Consider the following 20,742-nt stretch of genomic DNA (forward strand, 5'->3'; position numbering starts at 1 on the left):
CAATCTGCCGGGCCTGGCGCCCGCCCCCGCGCATGTGCGCGCGGCGCGCGGCCCGCGAAAGGAATGACGGTTTATGGAAGTATCTCGCGTACGGGCCCTGCGTGGCCCCAATCTCTGGAGCCACCACACCTCGGTCGAGGCGATCGTGACGTGCACGCCTGAGGAAGAATCGATCGGCGAACTGCCCGGTTTCGAATCGCGCCTGCGCGTGCGCTTCCCGCAGATCGGCGGCCTGCAGCCGTTCGGCCACTATGAAACGATCCCGCTGGCCCACGTGCTCGAACTGGTCGCGCTGCACCTGCAGGCCGAAGCCGGCTGCCCGGTAACGTTCAGCCGCACCACCGCCACGCTGGAAACCGGCACCTACCAGGTGGTCGTCGAATACAGCGAAGAAGACGTCGGCCGCCAGGCCCTCGAACTGGCGCAGCAGCTGATCGAAGCCGCCCGCAACGACACCCCGTTCGACGTGCCCGCCGCGCTGGCGCAACTGCGCGCGACCGACGAAGACGTGCGCCTGGGCCCATCGACCGGGTCGATCGTGCAGGCCGCCGTGGCCCGCAATATCCCGTTCCGCCGCCTGACCGAAGGCAGCATGGTCATGTTCGGGTGGGGCAGCCGCGCGCGCCGCATCCAGGCCGCCGAGATCGACGCCACCGGCGCGATTGCCGAATCAATCGCGCAAGACAAGGAACTGACCAAGAAGCTGCTCGACGCGGCCGGTGTGCCGGTGCCGCAGGGCCGTGGCGTCTCCGACCCTGATGACGCGTGGGCCGCCGCGATGGAAATCGGCCTGCCGGTCGTGATCAAGCCAAAGGACGGCAACCAGGGCAAGGGCGTGACGGTCAACGTCACCACCCGCGAACAACTGGACGCCGGCTTCAAGGCCGCCAGCGAATTCCGCGACGACATCCTGGTCGAACGCTACCTGCCGGGCCATGACTACCGCCTGCTGGTGGTGGGCGACAAGCTCGTTGCCGCCGCGCGCCGCGAACCGCCGCAGGTGGTGGGCGACGGCGAGCGCAGCGTGCGCGAACTGGTCGAACAGGTCAATCTGGACCCGCGCCGCGGCGATGGCCACGGCACGTCGCTGACCAAGATCCGCTTCGACGACATCGCCATCGGCACGCTGGCCCAGAACGGCTTGACGCCGGACTCGGTGCCGGCCATCGGCCAGCGCGTTGTCCTGCGCAATAACGCGAACCTGTCCACCGGCGGCTCGGCCACCGACGTCACCGACGACGTGCACCCCGAAGTCGCAGCGCGCGCCGTCGCTGCTGCCCACATGATCGGCCTGGATATCTGCGGCGTCGACCTGGTCTGCGACAGCGTCCTCAAACCGATTGAAGACCAGAACGGCGGCATCGTCGAAGTCAACGCCGCACCGGGCCTGCGCATGCACCTGGCGCCATCGTTCGGCAAACCGCGCCCGATCGGCGAAGCCATCGTCGACACGCTGTTCAAGGACGGCGACGATGGCCGCATCCCGATCGTGGCCGTCACCGGCACGAACGGCAAGACGACCACCGTGCGCCTGATCGCACACCTGCTCACCGCTTCCGGCCTGCGCACCGGCATGACCAACACCGACGGCGTCTACATCGAAGGCCGCCGCATCGAAAGCGGCGACTGCAGCGGCCCGCGCAGCGCGCGCAACGTGCTGCTGCACCCTGACGTCGACGCCGCCGTGTTCGAAACCGCGCGCGGCGGCCTGCTGCGCGAAGGCCTGGCCTACGACAAGTGCCAGGTCGCCGTGGTGACCAATATCGGCTCGGGCGACCACCTCGGCCTGAACTACATCACCACGCTCGAAGACCTGGCGGTGCTCAAGCGTGTGATCGTGCAGAACGTGGCCGTCGGCGGCATGGCGGTGCTCAACGCCGCCGATCCGACCGTGGCCGCGATGGCCGAAAGGACACGCGGCGACGTCACCTTCTTTGCGCAGGACGTGGGCAATCCGGTCATGGCGATGCACCGCGCCCAGGGCCGCCGTGTCGTCTTCGTCGAAGAAGGCTATCTGGTGGCAGCGCAGGAGTCGTTCGTCGAACGCATCGACCTGAAGGAAGTGCCGATCACGCGCGGTGGCGTGGTGGGCTTCCAGGTCGAAAACGTGATGGCGTCGGTGGCCGCCGCGTGGGGCGTGGGGACATCGTGGGATGCGATCCGCCTGGGCCTGAAAACCTTTGTCGGCGAGAGCGACAATGCGCCGGGGCGCTTCAACGTGTTCGATTACAAGGGCGCGACCGTGATCGCCGACTACGGCCACAACCCGGATGCGATCGCTGCGCTTGTCAATGCGGTCGAGAGCATGCCTGCCAAGCGCCGCTCGGTGGTGATCAGCGGCGCCGGCGACCGGCGCGACCAGGACATCACGCAGCAGACCGAAATCCTGGGCGCGGCGTTCGACGACGTGCTGTTGTATCAGGACCAGTGCCAGCGTGGCCGCGCCGATGGCGAAGTCATCGCGCTGCTGCGCGCGGGGCTGAGCAACGCGACGCGCACGGGCCACGTCGAAGAAATCAATGGCGAGTTCGTGGCGATTGATCGGGCGCTCTCGCGCTTGGGCGATGGGGACTTGTGCCTGATCCTGATCGATCAGGTTGACGAAGCGCTGGCGCATATTACGGCGCGGGTCAAGGCAGCGAGCTGAGTATCGTTGCTGTGTTACCGGGGGCGGGCGACGACGCGGTATGCTGCGTCGATGAATAGCCCGTCCCCGTCATCTCTCCCTGCCCTGCCCAGGGCCAGTGCCTGGCCGCTGCTGCGGGCATTGTTCAAGCAGCCCGCGCGGGTGTCAGCGGGATTGATCCAGGCCAGCTACCGGCTGGACCGGCTCGATATCGATCACGTGCGGCGCTACAGCAACGCATTCGGCTACCCACCCGGCGCAGTGCCGCTGACCTACCTCTACCTGCTAGCGCAGCGCGCGCAACTGGCCACAATGCTTGATCGGGCGATTCCGTTTCGGATTGTCGGGTTGATTCATGTCGCGAACTCACTGACCATGCATTGTGAGGTTCGGCTCGAAGCACCACTGACGCTGGTGACAACGCTGTCAATGCCGGAACCTCGGCCCAACGGCGCGGTCGAATGTCTGCTGGAAACGAATGCCACGGACGGCGAACAGTTGGTGTTCACATGTACCAGTCGGTATCTGATCAAACGCGGACAACGAACCAGGCGCACAGCACCGTCGCCGATCGTCGCGCCCATGGGCAAAGCCGACGAACAATGGGTCGTGCAAGCCGATGCGGGGCGACGCTATGCGGCGCTGTCGGGTGACTGGAACCCGATTCATCTGTGGGCATGGAGCGCGCGACTGATGGGAATGAAGCAGCCCATCATTCACGGCATGCACACCGTTGCCATGGCCTGCTCATTGCGCCAGCGGTCGACAGGCCAGGTGCCGGTGACAATCGATTGTCATTTTCTTAGCACTGTTCCGCTCCGATCGATGGTCTCGCTGTCGCTGTCGGAGGCTAGCGACCCGGCGGCATTTGCTGTCATCTGCAGGCAGCGGGTCGCGGTAGAAGGAACCATGGGTTTTATCTAGCACTTGGCACATTTCCAGACCAGTGCCAGATGGCGCATCAGAACTCGACGCAATATCACGAGAAGGTGATAATTGACTCCGAAGTACAAGGGCCATCGGCTCAGAGTGCCATTCAGTTTGCGGACTGTAGGGTGGGCGGCTATACCGCCCACGCGTTCAAACTAAGCTGATTTCGCGGCGCACTAAGGTTCAACGAACGCGTGGATGGGGAATCCATCTAACAGTACGGTGCGTAACTGATCTGCACAGAAGACCATAAGTTGAATCAATGAAAACGAGTCAGCCACGGTCCACGCGCAGGCCAAGTACGTCGGTCCGCAAAAAATAGGAGATGCAAATGGGAAGAACTCTGAACGAAGTCATCGACAAACTGCCACCGGATCGGCAAGCCCGCATTGCTTCACTTGCCGAGAAGAAAATGGATGAGATGATTGCCCATGCCACAACGCTGACCGACTTTCGCAAAGCTGTTGGCAAGACCCAGGTGGAAGTGGCGAAAGAACTGGGAATAAAACAAAACGCTGTATCACAACTTGAACAACGTTCCGATACCTACGTCTCAACCTTGCGTCGTTTCTTGCAATCTCTCGGTTTGACGTTGGAGCTTTCCGTCGTTTCTAAAAATGGTACGCGGATTAACCTTCCGAACTTCCATCCATGGGAAGAGGCAGATCCGGATGTATCTGCTGCAAGGCCGGATAACGTTGCTATGGCATCTCCCGTGATGTCTGGGGATTCAACCATCAAACAGCCTCGTAAAGCGTCTACTGAAAAACAGACACGCTCAATATCGAAACTGCCGTCATCTGACCAAAAAGCTCCCACGCTCAAGAAACAGCGCGCGCGGATTTGAGCGCTCTGTCCTTCCCATGACAAGTAGTGCAAAATCACTCGGATGCAATAAGCAGTGCGTCATATTGAATCCTTCGATTCAATCGATGATGACCAAGTCAAGACGCGTAGACAGACCAGCGCCCGCTCTAGCTGCTGATTAGACGTGATGCTCCCCGTTCTTTGACGGAGCAGCAACCCTTAGCACATGCGAGAAGGCTTAGCACATGCGTTGCAGTCCTTGCCGCGCGCGCAACATCAATCGCGGTAAAATACGCAGCTCTGGCCAGCCTCTGCCTCGCCGTACCCAATCCGAAGAAATGACCACCGTTCCCACTGAAATCAACGCCGCAGCCGTCAAGAACAGCGCGACCGACAAGCACACCCCGATGATGCAGCAATACCTGCGCATCAAGGCCGACTACCCCGACATGCTGGTGTTCTACCGCATGGGCGACTTCTACGAACTGTTCTTCGACGACGCCGAAAAAGCCTCGCGCGTGCTGGGCATCACGCTGACCGCGCGCGGCAAGTCCGAGGGCAATCCGATCAAGATGGCGGGTGTGCCGTTCCACTCGCTCGATGGCTATCTGGCCAAGCTGGTGAAACTGGGCGAATCATGCGCGATCTGCGAGCAGATTGGCGACCCTGCGCTGTCCAAAGGCCCGGTCGAACGCAAGGTCATGCGCGTGGTCACGCCCGGTACGTTGACCGATTCCGACCTGCTACCCGAAAAAGCCGAGCGTCCGCTCCTGGCCCTGTGCCTGCAAACACAGCGCAAGACCGTCACTGCGGGTCTGGCCTGGCTGTCGCTGGCCAGCGGCAATCTGCGCCTGATGGAATTTTCAGGTGACGCGCGCTCCATCGAAGCGCGTCTGGCGCATGAACTCGAGCGCATCGCGCCGGCCGAAATCCTGCGCGCCGATTGCGGCGACATGTTCGACGACGGCGCATCCACCGTGCACACCCAGCGCGTGCCGGAATGGCACTTCGACGTGGTCAAGGGCCACGGCGCGCTGCTCGAACAACTGAAGGTTGCCACGCTCACCGGCTTTGGCGCCGATGGCCTGGGCGCCGCGTTCGGCGCGGCCGGCGCGCTGCTGCGCTATGCCCAGTCCACGCAAGGCCGCGGGCTGCAGCATGTGCGCGGCCTGGCGTGCGAAAACGAGAACGAATACATCGGCCTCGACGCCGCCACGCGCCGCAATCTGGAGCTGACCGAAACCATTCGCGGGCAAGAGTCGCCGACCTTGTTTTCGCTGCTCGACGGCTGCCGCACGGCGATGGGTTCACGCATGCTGCGCCACTGGCTGCACCACGCGCGCCGCGACCAGTCGATCGCGCGCAGCCGTCACCAGTCGATCGCTGCGCTGCTGCAGGCGGACGCCATCGACAATCTGTCGCCGACGCTGGCGCAGGTGCCGGACATCGAGCGCATCACCACGCGTGTGGCCCTGCTCAGTGCGCGGCCGCGCGACCTGGCGAGCCTGCGCGATGGACTCAAGGCCTTGCCGATGCTGCGCGAGCTGGTGGCGCGCTGCTTCGTGCCGGGCGATACGTCGCTGCTGCGCGAGCTGCATGACGACCTGGCCACGCCCGCCGACTGCCTCGACCTGCTCGTGCGCGCCGTGCTCGAAGAGCCGAGCGCGATGATCCGCGATGGCGGCGTGTTCGCGCGCGGCTACGACGCCGAACTCGATGAGCTGCAGGCGCTGTCCGAAAATGCCGGCCAGTTCCTCGTCGATCTCGAAACACGCGAGCGCGCCCGCACCGGCATCGCCAACCTGCGCGTCGAGTACAACCGCGTGCACGGCTTCTACATCGAAGTCACCAACGGTCAGGCGACCAAGGTGCCGGACGATTACCGCCGCCGCCAGACGCTGAAGAACTGCGAACGCTACATCACGCCCGAACTCAAGGCCTACGAAGACAAGGCGCTGTCGGCGCAAGACCGCGCGCTGGCGCGCGAGAAAATCCTGTACGACGACTTGCTGGCCCAGCTCGCGCCGCACATCGGCGTCCTGCAGACGATCGCGCGCGCGATTGCGCAGGTCGACGTGCTGGTGGCGCTGGCCAGCCACGCGCTGCGCCACGGCTGGTGCGCGCCGCAGCTGGTCGATGCGCCCTGCCTGAACATCGTCGAAGGCCGCCATCCGGTAGTAGAGAATCAGATCGAGCGCTTCATCGCCAACGATTGCCGCTTCTCCAACGAGCGCCGCCTGCTCCTGATCACCGGTCCGAACATGGGCGGTAAGTCGACCTTCATGCGCCAGGTGGCGCTGATCACGCTGCTGGCCTATGTCGGCAGTTATGTGCCGGCCGCTGAAGCGACGCTGGGCCCGATCGACCGCATCTTCACGCGCATCGGCGCCAGCGACGACCTGGCCAACGGGCGCTCGACCTTCATGGTCGAGATGACTGAATCGGCCGCGATTCTCAACGGCGCCACCGAGCATTCGCTGGTGCTGATGGATGAAGTCGGGCGCGGCACGTCGACCTTCGATGGCCTGGCGCTGGCGTGGGCCATCGCGCGCCACCTGATCGACACGAGCCGCAGCTTCACGCTGTTCGCGACGCATTATTTCGAGCTGACCCAGTTGCCGGAGTCGTACCCGAGCGCGTACAACGTGCACCTGTCGGCGGTTGAGCATAAGGACAGCATCGTGTTCCTGCACGCGGTGCAGGATGGCCCGGCGTCGCAAAGCTACGGCTTGCAGGTGGCGCAACTGGCCGGCGTGCCGCAGCCGGTGATCAAGGCCGCGCGCAAGCACCTGGCGCGCCTGGAAGCGCAGGCCGCAGGTGGTACGCCGCAGCGCGACCTGTTCGCCGCGCCCCTGCCCGAGCACGATCTCGACGACACCCCGGCGCCAGTCGTGGCCGAGGTCCAGGATGACGGCTTGCGCGATGCACTGGACGCCATCGATCCGGACGCGTTGACGCCGCGCGAAGCGCTCGAGCGGCTGTACGAGCTGAAACGGCTGGCTGCCTGATGTCGATCCCGCGTCCGGTCATTGCCTGCGCCGCACTGCTGGCCACTGCGCTTGCTTGCGCGCCGCTGGTCGGCCATGCAAAGGACAAGGACAAGGAAGCGCGCCCCACGCACCGCTTCGCCGTGGTCGGCAACGACGCGCGCGCCGACAGTGACGCGCGCCTGAAGCAGGCGCTGGCCGATTCGTCCGAAAAATCGGTGTCGTTCGTGGTCCTCACGGGCATCAAGGGCGAGAACGAAAGCTGCGGCGACAAGCTGTACCTGCAGCGGCGCGACCTGTTCGAGCACGCGAAGCGGCCCGTGATCGTGTCGCTGTCCGGCAGCGACTGGACCGGCTGCCGCAACTCGGCCAAGCGCACCAATGCGATCGAACGCCTGAACCGCTTGCGCGAACTGCTCTACGGCGAGCCCGAATCGCTTGGCGCAACCAAGATCCACCTGACGCAGCTCTCAGCCAGTCCGCGTTTTCGCAGCTATGCCGAAAACGCACACTGGAAGGTGGACAAGGTGCTGTACGCCACCATCAATCTGCCAGCTGCGAATAACCATTTCCTGCCGGCGGCGGGCCGCAACAGCGAATACGAAGACCGCGCGGTGGCCAACCGCTTCTGGCTGAACCGCCTGTTCGCGATGGCGCGCAGCGACAAGGCACAGGCGCTGGTGCTGTTCTCGGAAGGCGCCGTGCGCCCGTTCCATCTCGATCAGCCGGCGGGCCTGCGCGGCTTGCTGCGGCGTGCGCCGGTCGAGCGCGACGGATTCGAGGCGGCGCGGCGTCAGATTCAGGCGCAGGCCGTCAAGTTCGATGGGAAGGTGCTGCTGGTCGACAGTGACGCGCCGGGTGGCCACAAGCCGCAGATCGCATGGAAAGGCAATCTGGGACAGCTGTCAGTGGGAACCAGGGCGGTCGAGGTGAATGTAATGCTGGGGAAAGATGCGGCGTTCACGGTGGTGGACGCGAAGCAGTAGAACAGGAGCTCAATACAGCGCGGCCACCGCGTGATGCGGTGGCCGCGCACCAACCGGATTACTGCAGCGGCTGGGTACGGAAGTGATCGCCATCATCGCTGTCATCGATCTCGTGATGATGACCGCCAGCGCCGTGCACGTGACCGTGCTGGATTTCTTCGGCGGTTGCAGCGCGCACGTCGACAACGGACAGGTCGAAACGCAGTGCCATGCCGGCCAGTGGATGGTTGCCATCCAGCACGACCTTGTCGTCAGCGATTTCGGTCACGGTGAAAATCACCGGCTCGTCGTCGCCGTTTTCGGCCACGCCTTCGAACTGCATGCCGACTTCGATCGGTTCCGGCAGGCGCGAACGCTCTTCAACCTTGACCAGCTCTGGCTCGTAGTCGCCGAACGCGTCGTCTGGTTCCACCTGGATCGTCGAGGCGTAGCCGGTTTCTTTGCCGTCCAGCTCTTCTTCGATCTTCGGCAGGGTATTCTCGTAGCCGCCGTGCAGGTACACCATCGGCTGGGAGCCCTCCTCGATCAGATTGTTCTGGGCATCCGACAGTTTGTAATTAACCGTCACGACTGTGTCTTTAGCAATCTTCATCGTCCATCCTTTCATTGTGAGCTGCGGATTATACTCTCGATGGGTCTAGGCCCCGCTTCGGCTGGTTATAATGTCGCATGAAAAAATTACCGCTTTTGGGGAATCTTTCCCCCGCAGAATTCCTGCGCGATTACTGGCACAAGAAACCGCTGCTGATCCGTGGCGCCATCCCCGGCTTCAAGCCACTGCTCAAGTTCGAGAAGCTGGCCGAGCTGGCCGCGCTGAACCACGTCGAATCACGCCTGGTCTCGATGCGCGACGGCGAGTGGGACATGCAGCACGGCCCCCTCACCGAATTGCCGGCCCGCACCGAGCCGAACTGGACGATGCTGGTCCAGGGCGTGAACCTGCATGACGAGCGCGCCGACGAGCTGCTGCGCCAGTTCCGCTTCGTGCCGGACGCCCGCCTGGACGACCTGATGGTGAGCTTCGCCACCGATGGCGCCGGCGTCGGCCCCCATTACGACTCGTACGACGTGTTCCTGCTGCAGGCGCACGGCAAGCGCCGCTGGCGCATCGGCGCGCAGCAGGACCTGACGATCATCGAAGGCTTGCCGCTCAAGATCCTGGCCAATTTCGAGGCCGAAGAAGAGTTCGTGCTCGAGCCAGGTGACATGCTGTACCTGCCGCCACAGTACGCGCACGACGGCATCGCCGAAGGCGAATGCATGACCTATTCAATCGGTTTCCGTTCGCCGTCGTTCCAGGAACTGGGCGAATCGTTCCTGCAATTCATGGCCGATTCGATCGACCTGCCGGGCCGCTACGCCGATCCCGAATTGCAAGAAGCAAAGAACCCGGCCGAGATCCCGAAGCACATGCTCGCCACCGTTACCGAAGAACTCAACAAGGTGCGTTGGGACGAAGAAGACGTCACCATCTTCCTCGGCGAGCACATGTCCGAGCCGAAGCACAATGTGTTCTTCACGCCGCCTGCCAAGCCGCTGACTTTCGGCCGCTTCATGGAAACGGCGGCCAAGCGCGGCATCAAGCTCTCGAGCAAGACGCTGATGCTGTACCGCGGCAAGAACGTGTTCATCAATGGTGAATCGCTGGCCGCTGGCCGCGCCGACAAGGTGGTGCTGGACGTGCTGGCCAACGACCGCCGCATCGACGGCGCCACGCTCGGCAAGGCCACCGACGACGTCACCGAATCCCTGTACGCCTGGTACCAGGACGGCTGGGTCGAGCTGGGCTGACCATGGATGCGCGCGCCATCCCGTTCGACACCCGGCGCGACTGCGAGGCGCAGTTTCTCGCCGTCGTGGCGGCGGCGCAGCACAGTCTGCGCCTGTTCGATCCGGATGGGGCGGTATTTGCGCTGGGCACCGTCCAGGTGGATGCCGCGCTGCGCGCCTTCATGCAACGGGGCGGCACCTTGCGTCTGGCCCTGCACGAGCCGGGCCACATCGAGCGCCACTGTCCGCGCTTTTTGCGTCTGCTGCGTGACTACGGCCACGCCTGCGAATGCCGTCAGAGTCCGAAGAACCTGCGCCAGCTGACCGACTCGTTCTGCATCGCCGATGATCAGCACGTGGTACGCCGCTTTCACAGCGACCACATGCGCGGCGAAGCCAGCTTCGACGATCCGCGCGCCGTCGATGTTCCCCACCATCGGTTCGAAGCGATCTGGGAAGCTTCCCGACCAACGCTGCATCCAACCACCACCGGCTTGTAAGCCAGCAAGAAAAGCACGATTAGTTGCCCAAGGGTTAATTCCTAGGTGTTTCGCTATTTGCGTAGCATCTTGTAACAATATGAAGCTTATCAAAGCGGAAAATTCTTACACCAGAGCATGTGTTAGCTATTGCGAAACTGTAAAATTGTCTATAATATCAATCAGGAAGGTTCCGTTGCGCCCGTGGCAGTCTTGCTATTTGTGAAGGCACGAGAATTCCATCGAGAAATAATTACCGGTAATTATTATTCGTATCAAGTAGTTCTACTTTTGTAAATACTAAGGAAAAAACCATGAAAAAATCCCTGCTGATCGCTTCCCTGTTCGCTGTTACCCTGGCTGCTTGCGCTAAGAAAGAAGAAGCACCAGTCGCACCAGTGACCGAAACCCCAGCTGCTGTCGTCGCTCCTGCTGACGCAACCATGCCAGCTGCTGACGCAACCGCTCCAGCTGCTGCTGCTGCTGACGCTGCTGCAACCGACGCAGCTGCTGCTGCTTCGACCGCAACCGACGCTGCTGCCGCTGCTCAGACCTCGGCTACCCAAGCTGCTGACGCTGCTGCTACCACCAAGTAATTCGTTACTCGGTATGAAGAAACCGGCCTGCGGGCCGGTTTTTTTACGCCTGTCGCTTTCGTAGGGTGGACGGCTATGCCGTCCACGCGTTCGAATCAACCAAATCTGGTGGTACATCAACGTTCGTTGAACGCGTGGGCGGGATACCCGCCCACCCTACGCCGGGGCAGTTAGCCGGTTTTTTGGTGAACGAACAACCCGCACGCGCATAAAAAAACCGGCCACTTAGCCGGTTTCTTGTTGCTGCAGCGAGGGTTACTTCAGCTCGTTGTTCAGCAGCGTCAGGATCTTGGTCGTCGTCGGCGACGTTTCCGCTTTGCCGTCGTTGGTCTGCACCGACACTTCACTCACGTTCGCACCCTGTGCAGCCTTGACCAGAACTCGGTAGCGCTGGGCTTCCTTGGCGGCGTCTTCCGACTTGCCGAACGTGAACAGGCGCTTGAAGAAGCCATCCTTGGTCTCGATGGCATCCTGATCGACGTAGCGCACGAAGTAGATGCCCTGCACGCGGTCGCGGTCTTCGACAGTGAAGCCGACGCGATCCAGTGCCAGGCCAACACGGCGCCATGCTCGGTCGAAGCCTTCATCGACCTCGACCTTGTCACCCACCAGCTTGGCGTGCTGCGGCGCTAGTGGCGCGTTGGCGACCATGGCTTCCGCCGGCGCGACTTCTTTCGCGCCCGTCAGCAGAGCGACGATGCGGCTCAGGTATTGCGACTCCAGGCCCGGATCGTTGGGACGCACGGTCCAGGTCGTGGTTTCGCTTTGCGGGCCGGTCAGGACTTCTTCGGCGCCGCGGTGGCTGACCCAGATTTCGGTCGAGCCGTCAGGCAGGCGCTCGAGGCGTGTGCGGTACTTGTCACGCTCGCCGGTCGAGTAGGCGCTGTCGAATACACGGCCGATGGCGCGGCGCACGAAGTCTTGCGGGATCTTCGAACGGTTCTCGACCCAGGCGGTTTCCATGGTGCCGGTGGTGGCCGACTCGGTCTCGAGTGCAAAGCCCTGCTCTTCCCAGAACTGGCGCAGTTGCGGCCACAGCTGTTCAGGCGTTTGCTTGACCACCAGCCAGCGCTGGTCGCCGTTGCGCTGGACGCTGACGGCGTCGGTCGAGATCGGGCCGATCGGCTGGCCGGATGCCGAAACACCGGCCACCGCAGGCACGCCGCCGGCAGCTGCCGCAGCCTGGCCTTGCTGGAATTCAGACGCCGTCGCGACGCCACGGCCATCCGGGATCGCGTAGCGGTTGTCGCGCTGCAGCTTGGTCAGGTCGGGCGGCACGTCCAGCGGTGCGGCCTTCTTGGCGCCCTTGTAGTCGACTTTGTCGCCACCGAAAATCGTGGTGCAGGCTGCCAGGCTGAACGCGAGGACCGTGAGCGAGAGCACACGGGCGGCGGCAGGAGCGTTGATCAGGGATGCGCCGTTTGAATTCTTAGTCTTGCGAATAGTCATGTCGTTCGATATCAGGTCAGTAACCCGAACCCTTGCGGGTTCAGGATGGGGAATGAACGCCGGCTTCCACCAGGGCGGCACGTACGATCTCGTGGTATTGGGAGGACAGCGGCGCGAGCGGCAGGCGCAGGCCCGCCGGCATCTTGCCCATCTCGGCCAGCGCCCATTTGACGGGCACCGGATTCGGTTCGACGAACAGCCTGGCGTGCAGGCCGAGCACGCGGTTGTTGATCTCGAGCGCGCGCGTGATGTCGCCGCTCATTGCAGCCACGCACAGCTCGTGCATCGCGCGCGGCGCCACGTTGGCGGTCACCGAAATATTGCCGGCGCCGCCGCAGAACATCAGCGCCATCGCGGTCGGATCGTCGCCCGAGTACACGGCAAATGATTTGTCGACCATGCTCAAGAGTTCGATGCCGCGCCCGATATTGCCGGTGGCGTCCTTGATGCCGACGATGTTCTCGATCGGCGCCAGGCGCGCGACGGTCTCGTTGGCCATGTCGGCCACGGTACGGCCCGGCACGTTGTACAGGATGATCGGCAGGTCGACGGCTTCGGCAATCGTGCGGAAGTGGCGGTACATGCCCTCTTGCGTCGGCCGGTTGTAGTACGGCACGACTTGCAGGGACGCATCCGCGCCGACGCTCTTCGCGTGACGGGTCAGCGCGATGGCTTCCACGGTCGAATTGCCGCCAGTGCCGGCGATGACAGGGATGCGGCCAGCAACGTGGTCGACGGCCAGCTTGACGAGTTCGCAATGCTCTTCCGGCGACAAGGTCGCCGATTCGCCGGTCGTGCCCACGATGACGATCGCGTCGGTACCTTCGGCGATGTGCCAGTCGATCAGCGAGCGCAGGGAATCGCGATCGACGGTGCCATCTTCGAACATCGGGGTGACGATTGCTACGATACTGCCCTTAATCATAATCTTTGGACCGTGCCATTCATTTAAAAATCTGATTGTAGCGGATAGCCCGCCCCTATGGTTCATTCCCGACCACAATATGGTCGAGCCAGGCCTCGGTTTTGCGGTACGCATGACCGGCGGCGCACAGGCGCTGCACCTGCGCCGGATGGGGCCGCTCAACGTGGCCGTCCTCGTACGCCAGCACCTGCAGGCCGCCATCCTGGGCCAGCGCCAGCAGTTCGCCGGGCGCGAGCAGGAACGCCGGATTCGACGGTTTGCCATACACCTCGTTCCCTTGCGCGAAGGTTTCGTAGATCAGGATACCGTCGGGCCGCAGGCTGGCCGTGATCTGTGCGAACAGCGGCCGGTGCAGGTAATTGGTAACGACGATGACGGCAAAGCGCCCGGCCTCGAATGGCCAGCTTGCGCCATCGGCTTCCAGATCGCAGGCCAGTGTCGTCACGCCCTCGCCTGCGCTGGCGGCCAGCGCGGCCGGATTGCGATCAACGGCCAGCACCTGTAGACCTTGCGCCGCGAGCAGGCGCGTGTGGCGCCCGTTGCCGCACGCCAGATCGAGCGCTTCGCCCGGCCGCGCCAGGGGCGCAAAGCGCGCTACCCAGGGCGACGCGGGCAAGGCCGCCATGTGTGTGCCAGTGGTCATCGGCTCAGAGCAGGAAGAACGTGAATGGCGTGGCTGCCAGCTGCACCAGGTAGCCACCCAGCGCCATTACCGGCGTGAGCCAGTAGCCGACGACCCGGAGCATGACCAGCGCCAGCACAATAAAGAAGCCGTAGGGCTCGATGCGGGCGAACGCATACGCGGCGCGGTGCGGCAGCATCGCCGTGACGACCCGGCCACCATCGAGCGGCGGGATCGGCAGCAGGTTGAACGCCATGATCAGCAGGTTGGTGACGATGCCGGCCTGCGCCACTTTGTGCGGGAATTCTTCGCCAACCTGGAAGAACACGAGCAGCACACCCAGGATCAGCCACAGCACGGCCATGATGAAATTGGCCAGTGGACCGGCAAGCGCCACCCACGCCATGTCGCGCTTCGGATTGCGCAGGCGGCCGAATTCCACGGGCACCGGCTTGGCGTAGCCGAACACGAAACCGCTGAACAGGAACATCACAATCGGGATCACGATCGTGCCCCAGATATCGACGTGCACCAGCGGGTTGAGGCTCATGCGCCCCTGCGAATAGGCGGTGTTGTCGCCAAAGTACTTGGCGGCGTACGCGTGGGCGGCTTCGTGCAGCGTGATTGCAAACAGGACCGGCAGCGCATACACCGCGATGGTGCGAATCGTTTCTTCCATGGGGGCTGATTCTATCAGAGCGCGGCGGGTACCTGACCGGTGGAATACTTAAGGCAACCTTGAAGGCACCAGCCCGGCTGATTACAGCCCGAACGCCGCCGGGTCGCCCCGGCCCTCGCGAATCAGCACCGGCTCGGGGCCGGTCAGGTCGATCACGGTGGTGGCTTCCAGCATGCCGGCGCCGCCATCGATGATCAGTTCGATCTGCTTTTCAAGGCGCTCGCGCACTTCATCGGGATCCGACAGCATGTGCTCGTCGCCTGGCAACTGCAGCGTGGTACCGATCAGCGGCTCGCCCAGCTCTTCGAGCAGCGCCAGCGTGATACGGTTCTCGGGCACGCGCAGGCCGATCGTCTTGCGCGACGGGTGCGACAGGCGCCGCGGCAACTCGCGCGTGGCCTCCAGGATCACCGTGTACGGGCCTGGCATCGTGGCCTTGAGCAGGCGGTATTGCGTGTTGTCCACGCGCGCATACTGCGCCACTTCGGACAGGTCGCGCACCAGCAGCGTCAGGTGGTGCTTGTCGTCAACGCCACGGATGCGGCGCAGCTTCTCGACCGCGTTCTTGTCGTCCAGCCGGCAGACGAGTGCGTACGCGGAATCGGTCGGCAGCGCGACGATGCCGCCGGCGCTGACTATCTGCGCGGCCTGCTTGATCAGGCGCGCTTGCGGGTTTTCAGGGTGAATCTGGAAAAACTGGCCCATGGATGGTGTCCTTGTTATTGGTTAGGCAGCGACTGGAGCGCGGCGATACGCTGCTCCATCGGCGGATGGGTCGAGAACAGCGCGCCCCAACCGCCGCCGCTGCCGGAAATGCCCGATGCCGACATCGCTTTCGGCAACGCACCCGGCGCGAAGCCGCCCAGGCGGGCCAGCGCGTGCTGCATCGGCACCGGGCTGCCCATCAGTTTGGCAGCGCCGGCGTCGGCGCGAAATTCGCGCTGGCGCGAGAACCAGGCCACGATGATCGAGGCGAGCAGGCCGAACAGGATTTCGCAGACCATCACGGTCGCGTAATAGCCGATGCCGGGCGCGTCACCTTCTTTGCGGAACAGCACCTTGTCGACAAAGAAGCCGACCACGCGCGCGAAGAACACGACGAAGGTATTGACGACACCCTGGATCAGCGTGAGCGTGACCATGTCGCCATTGGCGATGTGAGCGACTTCGTGGCCCAGGACGGCTTCGACTTCGTCCTGGTTCATGCTCTGCAGCAGGCCGGTAGACACAGCAACCAGCGCCGAATTCTTGAAGGCACCGGTAGCAAATGCATTCGGCTCGCCATCGTAGACGGCAACCTCGGGCATGCCGATGCCGGCGCGCTCGGCCAGGCGGCGCACGGTGTCCACCAGCCACTGCTCGGTGGAGTTGGCCGGTTGTTCGATCACGCGCGCGCCGGTCGACCATTTGGCCATCGGTTTGCTGATCAGCAGCGAGATGAACGAACCGGTAAAGCCGATGACGAGCGACATCACGGCCAGCGAAGCGAAGTCGATGCCCTGCGCCGAGACGGCGCGGCCAAGACCGAGCACGTTCATAACCAGCGACAGCACCAGGACGACAGCGAGATTGGTGGCGAGGAAAAGAACAATGCGCTTCATGGCGGACAACTCCCGAATTAGTGACAGGATGCCAATATTGGGCTTCCTGTCGGAAAATTCAAGGGCACGGCCCCGCGTGCGTGCCGTATCAGCGTTTGGCGCCCAGGAAGAAGCGCAGCATCTCCTTTGACGCCGACGGCCCCGCCGCGTCGGTGTGCGATCCTGCCGCATTGCCGCCGGCCCAGGCATGTCCTGCGCCCTGCACCACCCACTGCTCGGCCATCGCCCGGCCCGCATCATCGCGCCAGACACTGCGGCGGCAACGGCGCCCACCGTGGGCGGCATCGTCGTGGCGCACGCTCAGCGGCGTGGCGTGCAGACCGGCGTGAACACCCACATACTGTTGCAGCACGGCGTCGCCATTGGCTGGCGCCACCACATGATCGGTGCTGCCATGGAACACGATGACAGGCACCGCCTCGCGCAAGGTGCGCCCCTTGGCCGGCTTTTTCATGGCCTGCAAGCCGGTAATCATGTCGCGCCCACTACCAGCTGGTAAGCCGGAGTGCACGCCTACTGCCGCGAACAGGTCCGGATACTCGGCGCCCAGTACGGCCGCCATCGCCCCGCCCGCCGACATGCCGGCCACGAACACCTGCGCCGGATCAGCGCCGTGCTCCTTGACGATCTGCCGCGTCAGCCCGGCGATGATGCCCGGCTCGCCCGCATCGCGCGCCTGGTGGCCTGACTCGAACCAGTTCCAGCACTGCGTGCGGTTCGACGCGCTGTCCTGCTCCGGATACAGCACGAGGCAGTTGGCTTCTTCGGCCAGGCGGTTCATGCCGGTGCCGAGCGCGAAATCGTCGGGATTCTGCGTGCAGCCGTGCAGCATGACGATCAGCGGACGCGGCGTGGTCGACGGCTGCGACGGAATGTACAGCTTGTAGCGGCGGCGGCCGGCGGCGTTTGAAAAGACGCCTGCCGTGAAAGTGCCACCGGCGACGTCGTCCATGACCGCCACATCGTCATCTTGAGGCACGCCAAGGCCGACACCGACGCCGGCGGCGCGCATGGCGGCCTGACCCTTGCGCAGCTGCGCTTGCCAATCGGGCGCCGGGTTGATGTCCACAAAAGCCGTGGCGTCCTTGCTGGCGGGCGCGGTGCTCTGTCCCTGTCCCTGTCCCTGCCCCGGCATCAGGCCGGCCTGCGCCAGCGCTTGCTGGATCGTGGCGGTGGCCGAGGCCACATCCTTGTTCTGCACGAGGCGGGCAGAGGTCATCATCTTGTTTATGAATTGGTCGAGCGATTTCATAGCGTTCCAGTCTAGGTAAGGGTGCGATCTGCCAGCGCGGCGCGCACGGCAGGTGATGCAACGAATGCGCCCAGGACCTGGATCGAAGCGATCGCATTCCGGGCAAGTTCAGGTGATACGTTGTCTTCGATGACCGCCAGACCCAGCACATGGATATCCAGTTGCTGACCCTCTGCCACCAGTTGCTCGAGTTCCTGCACCGAGTAGCGGTACAGGCCCATCACATAGCGCTTGCGCACAATGGTCTGGCGGATCACGTCGGCATGCTGCGTGAGCAGATTGCGAATGGCCGTGCGCACCAGATCGGTACGGTTGGAATAGAACCCTTCCTCAACGAGCAGGTCCACCTGGGCCAGGTCGACCAGGCCGACATTGACCGTGACCTTGTCGCTGTCAGGAAGTTTCTGTTGGGGTAAAACTGCTTTCATCGTGCTCTCCATACGCTGAATATACTCCAATTGGAGTATAAAACTGCTTTTACAAGAGCTGATGGGCAAATTCTTTATAAAAACAGGAAAGCAACAGGCGTGACGCGGCCAGCCGCAGAAGCGGCTGGCCGTACAGTCAAGCGCAAGGGAGGGTTAGAACCAGTCGTGCCAGACCGGCGTCACGCCGGATGGCAATGGAGGCAGTTCGGCGAACTCGACCCGCGATTCGCCGGGGGCGTGGAAGTCGGTGCCGCGCGATGCCAGAAAACCATAACGGCGCGCGACTTCGGCGTAGGTGCCGTACTGGTCCGGCGTGTGGCTGCCGGTGACCACCTCGATGGCGGTGCCGCCCAGCTGGCGGAATTCATCGAACAGTGCACCCTGGGCCGTGTCGCTAAACCGGTAGCGCCCCGGGTGCGCGATGACGGCGATGCCGCCCGCGCCCTGGATCCAGCCCATTGCTTCGCCAAGCGTGGCCCAGCGATGCGGCACATAGCCCGGCTTGCCTTCGGTGAGGAAGCGGCGGAACACGTCGGAGGTTGTCGTGCAGACGCCGATCTCGCACAGGTAGCGCGCAAAGTGGGTGCGCGACATCAGGTCGGGATTGGCGACGTAGCGCAGCGCACCTTCATACGGTGTGGGAATGCCGGCCTGTTCGAGCTGCGCCGCCATTTCGCGGGCCCGTTTTTCCCGCCCGTTACGGGTTGCTCCCAGGCCGGCGATCAGCGCAGGGTTGTTTTCATCGACCTGCAGGCCAACGACGTGCACCGTCTCGTTGGCCCAGGTGACCGAAATCTCGACGCCCGCCACGAAACGCATGCCCAGCGCCGTGGCCGCCTGCCGCGCCGCCTTCACGCCGCTGATTTCATCATGATCGGTCAGCGCCCATACGTTCACACCGCTCTTGCCGGCGTAAGCGGCAACGTCCGCTGGCGCAAGGACGCCGTCGGAGACATTGGAGTGGCAGTGCAGGTCGACTTTCAGCATGGGATATTCAGCAGGCGGGATGGACGCTCCATTGTACGCGCATCAATCTGCCGGCGCAGCGAGGAAGTCTTCGATCATGCGCGTCAGCAATTCCGGCTGGTCGTGGTGCAGCATGTGGCCCGCCTGCGGCACCATGCGCGCCGTGACGTGCTTCAGATAGCCCATGCGGCGGTCGACCTCGGCGCGCGCCTGCTCCTTCGCGCCCATCCAGCGCCACATATCGGTGTCCTCGGCCTCGACCCACAGCACCGGTGCGGTGATGGCCGACCACGCCGCCATCATTTCGTCGACGTGGTACAGCAGCGGGCCCGTCATCTTGTGCGCCGGATCGCCCAGAATGCGCCACTGGCCATCGCGGTCCTGCTCGGACCAGTGGGCAGCGAGAAAGCTCGAACGCTCATACGACAGGCGCGGATTGGTCTTGCGCAGGCGCGCCGCCACTTCGTCGAGGCTCGCATAGCCGCGCATCTCGGGTGGCGCGCGCAATTCGTCGAGCCAGTTGGCCAGCCGTTTCGGATACTGGGCCGCCTTCGTGCCCGGCAGGCCGAAACCTTCCAGATTGATCAGCTTGCCGACGCGGTGGGGCCGCACGCCAGCGTACAGGCCGGCGATATTGCCGCCCATGCTGTGCCCGAGCAGGTTCACGGCCTGGTCCGGGGCAAACCGGTCGAGCAGCGCATCGAGGTCAGCCACGTAATCCGGGAACCAGTAGGTATCGGCGCCCGAACGGTCGCTGTGCCCGAAGCCGCGCCAGTCGGGTGCGATCACGTGCCAGTCGCCCGCCAGGGCATCGACAACGAACTGGAACGAGGCCGCCACGTCCATCCAGCCGTGCAGCATGAACAGCTTGGGCGCACCCTCGTTCCCCCAATGGCGCACGTGAAGGCGCAGGCCGCGCACGGTGACAAATTCTGAACGTGAAAGTTTCATGAGGCCTCGAAAAAAGTACGATCGTTCAGGCAATTATATCGCCGGCCCGTTGAATTCGCGCAGCGTGGCCCCATCTGCCGGTCTTCGGGCGATGGCGAAGCCGGCGCTGCCCGGGGCATGGGGCGGTAAAATAGCGCCATTCCAACCTTCTGCGAGCGCATCCATGGCCATTTACCAGCTGGGCGAACATGCACCCGAGATCGATCCGTCGGCGTTTGTCGCCGATTCGGCCACGCTGATCGGCAAGGTCACGCTGGCGGCCAACACGTCGGTGTGGTTCGGGGCCACGCTGCGGGGCGACAACGAACGCATCACCATTGGCGAAAACAGCAATGTGCAGGAAGGCACGGTGATGCATACCGATATGGGCTATCCGCTCGACATCGGCCAGGGCGTGACGATCGGCCACCAGGCCATGCTGCACGGTTGCATGGTCGGCGACGGCTCGCTGATCGGCATCGGCGCGGTGATCCTCAACGGCGCCCGCATCGGCAAGGGTTGCCTGGTCGGCGCCGGCGCGCTGGTCACCGAGAACAAGACATTTCCCGATCACTCACTGATCCTGGGTTCGCCCGCGAAAGTGGTGCGGACACTGACACAAGAAGACCTGCTGCGCCTGCAGGGCAATGCCGCGAGCTATGTCGCGCGAGGCCAGCTATTCAATACACAGCTAAAGAGAATCGGATAA

Annotated in this window: 20 protein-coding genes; 9 read left to right on the forward strand and 11 right to left on the reverse strand. The window is 63.6% G+C overall.

The genetic code is table 11. The features are described from left to right. Positions 1-73 precede the first annotated feature (73 nt). The 5 genes from cphA (at position 74) to NX775_RS06115 (ending at position 8,336) form a co-directional block, all read left to right on the forward strand. A complete protein-coding gene (cphA, locus tag NX775_RS06095; protein WP_258835186.1) occupies positions 74-2,647 on the forward strand; it encodes a cyanophycin synthetase in 2,574 nt (857 codons plus the stop codon). A gap of 51 nt (positions 2,648-2,698) precedes the next feature. Then, positions 2,699-3,550 (forward strand): MaoC family dehydratase, encoded by an 852-nt coding sequence (locus tag NX775_RS06100; protein WP_258835187.1) that lies wholly within the window; start codon positions 2,699-2,701, stop codon positions 3,548-3,550. A 337-nt stretch (positions 3,551-3,887) separates the two neighbouring features. Beyond that, on the forward strand, positions 3,888-4,403 hold the full coding sequence (locus tag NX775_RS06105; RefSeq protein ID WP_258835188.1) for a helix-turn-helix domain-containing protein: 516 nt from the start codon (positions 3,888-3,890) through the stop codon (positions 4,401-4,403). 298 nt (positions 4,404-4,701) lie between these two features. Next, positions 4,702-7,371 (forward strand): DNA mismatch repair protein MutS, encoded by a 2,670-nt coding sequence (gene mutS, locus NX775_RS06110; RefSeq protein WP_258835189.1) that lies wholly within the window; start codon positions 4,702-4,704, stop codon positions 7,369-7,371. Then, on the forward strand, positions 7,371-8,336 hold the full coding sequence (locus NX775_RS06115) for a hypothetical protein (protein ID WP_258835190.1): 966 nt from the start codon (positions 7,371-7,373) through the stop codon (positions 8,334-8,336). Before mutS ends, NX775_RS06115 begins: the two co-directional genes overlap by 1 nt. A 58-nt stretch (positions 8,337-8,394) precedes the next feature. Here the strand turns inward: NX775_RS06115 and NX775_RS06120 are convergent, their stop codons facing one another. After that, positions 8,395-8,928 (reverse strand): FKBP-type peptidyl-prolyl cis-trans isomerase, encoded by a 534-nt coding sequence (locus tag NX775_RS06120; protein ID WP_183555563.1) that lies wholly within the window; start codon positions 8,926-8,928, stop codon positions 8,395-8,397. 77 nt (positions 8,929-9,005) lie between these two features. Between NX775_RS06120 and NX775_RS06125 the strand changes: the two genes are divergently transcribed. From NX775_RS06125 to NX775_RS06135, 3 genes are all read left to right on the forward strand, one after another. Beyond that, positions 9,006-10,127, forward strand: coding sequence for a cupin domain-containing protein (locus tag NX775_RS06125; protein WP_258835191.1), 1,122 nt, complete (start codon positions 9,006-9,008; stop codon positions 10,125-10,127). A gap of 2 nt (positions 10,128-10,129) precedes the next feature. Further along, positions 10,130-10,606, forward strand: a complete 477-nt coding sequence (locus NX775_RS06130) for a DUF7931 domain-containing protein (protein WP_258835192.1) — start codon at positions 10,130-10,132, stop codon at positions 10,604-10,606. Positions 10,607-10,899: 293 nt separating this feature from the next. Next, positions 10,900-11,181, forward strand: a complete 282-nt coding sequence (locus tag NX775_RS06135) for a hypothetical protein (protein WP_183555566.1) — start codon at positions 10,900-10,902, stop codon at positions 11,179-11,181. 255 nt (positions 11,182-11,436) lie between these two features. Here the strand turns inward: NX775_RS06135 and bamC are convergent, their stop codons facing one another. The 10 genes from bamC to NX775_RS06185 all read right to left on the reverse strand — a co-directional run bounded on the left by bamC (position 11,437) and on the right by NX775_RS06185 (position 20,054). After that, complete coding sequence (gene bamC, locus NX775_RS06140) at positions 11,437-12,630, reverse strand: NlpB/DapX family lipoprotein (protein WP_258835193.1); 1,194 nt, start codon at positions 12,628-12,630, stop codon at positions 11,437-11,439. Positions 12,631-12,670: 40 nt separating this feature from the next. Next, entirely contained in the window at positions 12,671-13,555 is an 885-nt protein-coding gene (gene dapA / locus NX775_RS06145) for a 4-hydroxy-tetrahydrodipicolinate synthase (RefSeq protein WP_258835194.1), read from the reverse strand. A 55-nt stretch (positions 13,556-13,610) separates the two neighbouring features. Then, positions 13,611-14,198 (reverse strand): class I SAM-dependent methyltransferase, encoded by a 588-nt coding sequence (locus NX775_RS06150; RefSeq protein WP_258835195.1) that lies wholly within the window; start codon positions 14,196-14,198, stop codon positions 13,611-13,613. Positions 14,199-14,202: 4 nt separating this feature from the next. After that, positions 14,203-14,856: a site-2 protease family protein gene (locus tag NX775_RS06155; protein ID WP_258835196.1), complete on the reverse strand. Its 654-nt coding sequence runs from the start codon at positions 14,854-14,856 to the stop codon at positions 14,203-14,205. A gap of 81 nt (positions 14,857-14,937) precedes the next feature. Next, complete coding sequence (locus NX775_RS06160; protein ID WP_183555570.1) at positions 14,938-15,561, reverse strand: L-threonylcarbamoyladenylate synthase; 624 nt, start codon at positions 15,559-15,561, stop codon at positions 14,938-14,940. A 14-nt stretch (positions 15,562-15,575) separates the two neighbouring features. After that, complete coding sequence (htpX, locus tag NX775_RS06165; RefSeq protein WP_258835197.1) at positions 15,576-16,457, reverse strand: protease HtpX; 882 nt, start codon at positions 16,455-16,457, stop codon at positions 15,576-15,578. Between the two features lie 88 nt (positions 16,458-16,545). Then, complete coding sequence (locus tag NX775_RS06170) at positions 16,546-17,679, reverse strand: extracellular catalytic domain type 1 short-chain-length polyhydroxyalkanoate depolymerase (protein WP_258835198.1); 1,134 nt, start codon at positions 17,677-17,679, stop codon at positions 16,546-16,548. A 41-nt stretch (positions 17,680-17,720) separates the two neighbouring features. Next, positions 17,721-18,137 carry a ribbon-helix-helix domain-containing protein gene (locus tag NX775_RS06175; protein ID WP_229424778.1) on the reverse strand — a complete coding sequence of 139 codons (417 nt, stop codon included), beginning with the start codon at positions 18,135-18,137 and terminating at the stop codon, positions 17,721-17,723. 153 nt (positions 18,138-18,290) lie between these two features. Beyond that, positions 18,291-19,124 carry a 3',5'-nucleoside bisphosphate phosphatase gene (locus NX775_RS06180; protein WP_258835199.1) on the reverse strand — a complete coding sequence of 278 codons (834 nt, stop codon included), beginning with the start codon at positions 19,122-19,124 and terminating at the stop codon, positions 18,291-18,293. Positions 19,125-19,166: 42 nt separating this feature from the next. After that, positions 19,167-20,054, reverse strand: a complete 888-nt coding sequence (locus NX775_RS06185; protein WP_258835200.1) for an alpha/beta fold hydrolase — start codon at positions 20,052-20,054, stop codon at positions 19,167-19,169. Between the two features lie 163 nt (positions 20,055-20,217). On the opposite strand from NX775_RS06185, the gene NX775_RS06190 reads away from it, so the two are divergent. Continuing rightward, on the forward strand, positions 20,218-20,742 hold the full coding sequence (locus tag NX775_RS06190; RefSeq protein WP_258835201.1) for a gamma carbonic anhydrase family protein: 525 nt from the start codon (positions 20,218-20,220) through the stop codon (positions 20,740-20,742).

The sequence above is a fragment of the Massilia aurea genome (assembly GCF_024753205.1).
In the GTDB taxonomy this organism is placed as follows: domain Bacteria; phylum Pseudomonadota; class Gammaproteobacteria; order Burkholderiales; family Burkholderiaceae_D; genus Telluria; species Telluria aurea.

Coding starts and splice junctions, on each gene's coding strand:
- cphA (WP_258835186.1), top strand. CDS start 74: ATGGAAGTATCTCGCGTACGGGCCCTGCGTGGCCCCAATCTCTGGAGC.
- NX775_RS06100 (WP_258835187.1), top strand. CDS start 2,699: ATGAATAGCCCGTCCCCGTCATCTCTCCCTGCCCTGCCCAGGGCCAGT.
- NX775_RS06105 (WP_258835188.1), top strand. CDS start 3,888: ATGGGAAGAACTCTGAACGAAGTCATCGACAAACTGCCACCGGATCGG.
- mutS (WP_258835189.1), top strand. CDS start 4,702: ATGACCACCGTTCCCACTGAAATCAACGCCGCAGCCGTCAAGAACAGC.
- NX775_RS06115 (WP_258835190.1), top strand. CDS start 7,371: ATGTCGATCCCGCGTCCGGTCATTGCCTGCGCCGCACTGCTGGCCACT.
- NX775_RS06120 (WP_183555563.1), bottom strand. CDS start 8,928: ATGAAGATTGCTAAAGACACAGTCGTGACGGTTAATTACAAACTGTCG.
- NX775_RS06125 (WP_258835191.1), top strand. CDS start 9,006: ATGAAAAAATTACCGCTTTTGGGGAATCTTTCCCCCGCAGAATTCCTG.
- NX775_RS06130 (WP_258835192.1), top strand. CDS start 10,130: ATGGATGCGCGCGCCATCCCGTTCGACACCCGGCGCGACTGCGAGGCG.
- NX775_RS06135 (WP_183555566.1), top strand. CDS start 10,900: ATGAAAAAATCCCTGCTGATCGCTTCCCTGTTCGCTGTTACCCTGGCT.
- bamC (WP_258835193.1), bottom strand. CDS start 12,630: ATGACTATTCGCAAGACTAAGAATTCAAACGGCGCATCCCTGATCAAC.
- dapA (WP_258835194.1), bottom strand. CDS start 13,555: ATGATTAAGGGCAGTATCGTAGCAATCGTCACCCCGATGTTCGAAGAT.
- NX775_RS06150 (WP_258835195.1), bottom strand. CDS start 14,198: ATGACCACTGGCACACACATGGCGGCCTTGCCCGCGTCGCCCTGGGTA.
- NX775_RS06155 (WP_258835196.1), bottom strand. CDS start 14,856: ATGGAAGAAACGATTCGCACCATCGCGGTGTATGCGCTGCCGGTCCTG.
- NX775_RS06160 (WP_183555570.1), bottom strand. CDS start 15,561: ATGGGCCAGTTTTTCCAGATTCACCCTGAAAACCCGCAAGCGCGCCTG.
- htpX (WP_258835197.1), bottom strand. CDS start 16,457: ATGAAGCGCATTGTTCTTTTCCTCGCCACCAATCTCGCTGTCGTCCTG.
- NX775_RS06170 (WP_258835198.1), bottom strand. CDS start 17,679: ATGATGACCTCTGCCCGCCTCGTGCAGAACAAGGATGTGGCCTCGGCC.
- NX775_RS06175 (WP_229424778.1), bottom strand. CDS start 18,137: ATGAAAGCAGTTTTACCCCAACAGAAACTTCCTGACAGCGACAAGGTC.
- NX775_RS06180 (WP_258835199.1), bottom strand. CDS start 19,124: ATGCTGAAAGTCGACCTGCACTGCCACTCCAATGTCTCCGACGGCGTC.
- NX775_RS06185 (WP_258835200.1), bottom strand. CDS start 20,054: ATGAAACTTTCACGTTCAGAATTTGTCACCGTGCGCGGCCTGCGCCTT.
- NX775_RS06190 (WP_258835201.1), top strand. CDS start 20,218: ATGGCCATTTACCAGCTGGGCGAACATGCACCCGAGATCGATCCGTCG.